The organism is Craterilacuibacter sp. (genome assembly GCF_051659485.1).
GTDB lineage: Bacteria > Pseudomonadota > Gammaproteobacteria > Burkholderiales > Chromobacteriaceae > Craterilacuibacter.
In genome coordinates, this window is the sequence record NZ_JBOFOO010000032.1 from 1 (window position 1) to 3,460 (window position 3,460).

Below are 3,460 nucleotides of genomic sequence, written 5' to 3' on the forward strand. Positions count from 1 at the left end.
CAAGGTGATGGTTACGATGCGCTGGTTGCAGCCTTAAGCGTAGCGACGGCACAATTGGCGGCTGAAATCGCACAAGCGATCAGCCCGCCGCCACTAACAGCGGCGCCCGGATAAAAAAACCCGGCCGAGGCCGGGTGAGAGAGAGGGCACACACATCGAACTCAGACGAAACGCGCGCGCTTCACATTGCACAGCACTTCATAGGCAATGGTGCCGGCTGCTGCCGCCACCTCGTTTACATTGACAACATCACCCCACAGCTCGACCTCGGACCCGATGCCGGCTTGCGGCAAATCAGTCAGGTCGACTGTCAGCATATCCATAGACACCCGCCCTATCACCTGCGTGCGCTGCCCGTCCACCGCTACCGGGCTGCCGCTGGAAGCCAGCCGCGGGTAGCCATCGGCGTAACCGCAGGCCACCAACCCCACCCGGGTCGGGCACTTGGCCACAAAATTGTTGCCGTAGCCCAGCGGCTCGCCGGCGGCGATTTCGCGCACGCCAAATACCCGACTAGCCAGACGCATCACCGGCTTGAGTTCAGGCCCACGCCCCTGCGGCAAGGGATTGATGCCGTAGAGCATGATGCCGGCGCGGCTCCATGCACGCCGCGCGCGCGGGTGAGCCATCAGGCCGGCCGAATTGGCGAGGCTTTCATCGCCCCCCAACTGGCGACACGCCGCATCGAAGGTTTCGATCTGCGCCAGCGTCATCGGCTGTTCGGGTTCGTCGGCGCGGGCGAAATGGCTCATCCTGACGATAGCCGTAACCTTGCCACTCGCTTGCAGCCGCTGCCATGCCAGCGCGTAATCTTCTGGCGCGAAACCGGCGCGGTGCATGCCGGAGTCCATTTTCAGCCAGATATGAAGCGGCACTGAAACCCCGCTCGCCTCCAGCATGGCCAGCTGGGTTTCATTTTGCACCACGCACCATAAGTCTTGCTCGGCACACAGCCGGTATTCATCGGCCTCGAACACGCCTTCCAATAGCAGGATGGGCGCGCGGATGCCGCCTTCGCGCAACGCCAGCGCTTCTTCGATGCAGGCAACAGCAAAGCCGTCAGCCTCGTCCTCCAGCACCCGCGCACAGCGCAGCGCGCCGTGGCCATAGGCGTTGGCCTTGACCACCGCCAGTGTGCGGCCACCGGATAGCGCGCGTGCGGTCCGGTAATTGTCCCGCAACGCATCCAGACGGATTTCGGCAAACAGCGGGCGCATCAGCCGGTCACCAGTGTGCGCGTCGGCGTTACCAGCGTCTGGCCGGGCTTGGCATAACGCTGCATCGACAGGCCGTCGATGCAGATTTCAGGCGTCTGGCCGGTAATCATGTCGGCCAGCACCTTGCCCGAGCCGGCGCACATGGTCCAGCCCAGCGTACCGTGGCCGGTGTTGAGCGACAGATTAGCCAGACGGGTGCCGCCGATGATGGGCGTGCCGTCCGGCGTCATCGGACGCAGGCCGGTCCAGAAGCTGGCGGCCTTGACGTCGCCGCCATCCGGATACAGATCGGACACCACCATTTCCAGCGTCGCACGCCTGCGCGGATTGAGCGCCAGGTTGTAGCCGGAGAGTTCGGCCATGCCGCCGACGCGGATGCGGTTATCGAAACGCGTCACCGCCACTTTGTAGGTTTCATCAAGGATGGTCGATACCGGCGCGGCCGCCGCGTTGACGATAGGCAAGGTCAGCGAATAGCCCTTGACCGGATACACCGGAATATCGATATAGAGGTTTTGCAACAGCTCACGCGAGTAACTCCCCAGCGCCACCACATAATGGTCGGCCACATAACGCTCCCCCCCCGCCACGATGCCCGACACCTTGCCGTTAGCCTCTTCGATACGCTCGATGGCAACATCGAACACGAAACGCACGCCGGCATCGACACACATTTCGGCCAGACGCGAGGTAAACAGCTGGCAATCGCCGGTCTCGTCATTGGGCAGACGCAGGCCGCCGGTAAGCTTGTGCTTGACCCGCGCGAGCGCAGGCTCGACGCTGGCAAGCTGATCGCGCGCCAGCACCTGATAGGCTACGCCGCACTCTTCCAGCACGGCAATATCCTTGCCCATGGCATCGACTTGTGCCTGACTGCGAAACAGCTGCAAAGTGCCGCCCTCGCGCCCCTCATAAGCGAGGCCGGTTTCGGCACGCAACTGGCGGATCTTGTCGCGGCTGTATTCGGCCAGGCGCATCATGCGGCTCTTGTTGACGTTGTAAGCCTTGGCATTGCAGTTGGCGAGCATCTGCGCCATCCACTGCAACTGGTAACGCGAACCGTCCGGGCGCACGGCCAGCGGCGCATGGCGCTGAAACAGCCACTTGGCAGCTTTAAGCGGAATACCGGGCGCGGCCCACGGCGCGGCATAGCCGGGGGAAATCTGGCCGGCGTTGCCGAAACTGGTTTCCAGCGCCACACCACTCTGGCGCTCAAGCACCGTTACCTCGCAGCCTGCCTTGGCCAGATACCAGGCTGTCGAAATCCCCACTACACCACCACCTAGCACCACGACTTTCATGTTCTCTCCTGGGGCTGTTGCAGCCGAATTCATATTTAGTTATTTGGCGTAGTATATTGATGCCAAGCCAGTTTTTTTCACCAAAAAATACGGCAAAATAAGCGAAAAATTAAGGCAAAATAATCATAAAAAGGGAAACCATGAACAAGACCGGCACGCTGGACAAGATGGACCGCAAGATACTGCGCGAGCTACAGGGCAATGCCCGCATCGCGATGACCGAACTGGCAGATAAAGTCGGATTATCGACCACACCATGCAGCGAACGGGTGCGGCGCATGGAACGTGAAGGCGTGATTAGCGGCTACTACACCCGTCTCAACCCGCAGGCGCTGGGTGCGTCCTTGCTGGTCTTTGTCGAAATCAAGCTGTCCCACAAATCGGGCGACATCTTCGATGCCTTTCGCCGCGACGTGCAGAAAATCCCCGAAATCCTCGACTGCCATCTGGTGTCCGGCGATTTTGACTATCTGATCAAGGCGCGTATCGCCGACATGTCGCAATACCGCAAGCTGTTGGGCGACATCCTGCTCAAGCTGCCGGCCGCCAACGAATCAAAAAGCTATGTGGTGATGGAAGAAATCAAGGAAACACTGCATCTGCCGCTGGCTTGACGGCCAATATTCACCAACCCGCATATGAGCCGGCAGGAAATAGAGAACGAGCTGATGCGCATGCTGGGGGTCACCCAGATCATCTGGCTGCCGGGCAATCCGGATGAAGTCGAAACCGATGGCCACGTAGACGGCATCGCCTCCTTTATCGCACCGGGCCGTATCCTGCTACAGTCGGCTAAGCAGGATCAGGGGGACTATTTCAAAATCATGCAGGAAAACCGCCGCGCACTGGAACTGGCGCGAGATACCCGCGGACGCCGTTTCGAGCTACTGGAACTGCCCTCGCCCATCGTCAGCGAGCGTTTCGGCTCCGAACGCTACTGCG

Annotated in this window: 4 protein-coding genes; 2 read left to right on the forward strand and 2 right to left on the reverse strand. The window is 60.8% G+C overall.

Going from position 1 to position 3,460, the window contains the following annotated elements; translation table 11 throughout:
• Positions 1-161: 161 nt before the first annotated feature.
• Together alr and ACRC1E_RS00980 are read right to left on the reverse strand one after the other, a co-directional pair.
• Positions 162-1,217 carry an alanine racemase gene (gene alr / locus ACRC1E_RS00975; protein ID WP_438513241.1) on the reverse strand — a complete coding sequence of 352 codons (1,056 nt, stop codon included), beginning with the start codon at positions 1,215-1,217 and terminating at the stop codon, positions 162-164.
• Complete coding sequence (locus ACRC1E_RS00980; protein WP_438513242.1) at positions 1,217-2,518, reverse strand: D-amino acid dehydrogenase; 1,302 nt, start codon at positions 2,516-2,518, stop codon at positions 1,217-1,219. Before ACRC1E_RS00980 ends, alr begins: the two co-directional genes overlap by 1 nt.
• 140 nt (positions 2,519-2,658) lie before the next feature.
• On the opposite strand from ACRC1E_RS00980, the gene ACRC1E_RS00985 reads away from it, so the two are divergent.
• Positions 2,659-3,132: an Lrp/AsnC ligand binding domain-containing protein gene (locus tag ACRC1E_RS00985; RefSeq protein ID WP_438513243.1), complete on the forward strand. Its 474-nt coding sequence runs from the start codon at positions 2,659-2,661 to the stop codon at positions 3,130-3,132.
• Between the two features lie 24 nt (positions 3,133-3,156).
• On the forward strand, positions 3,157-3,460 hold a 304-nt coding region (locus tag ACRC1E_RS00990), incomplete at its 3' end, for an agmatine deiminase family protein (RefSeq protein ID WP_438513244.1).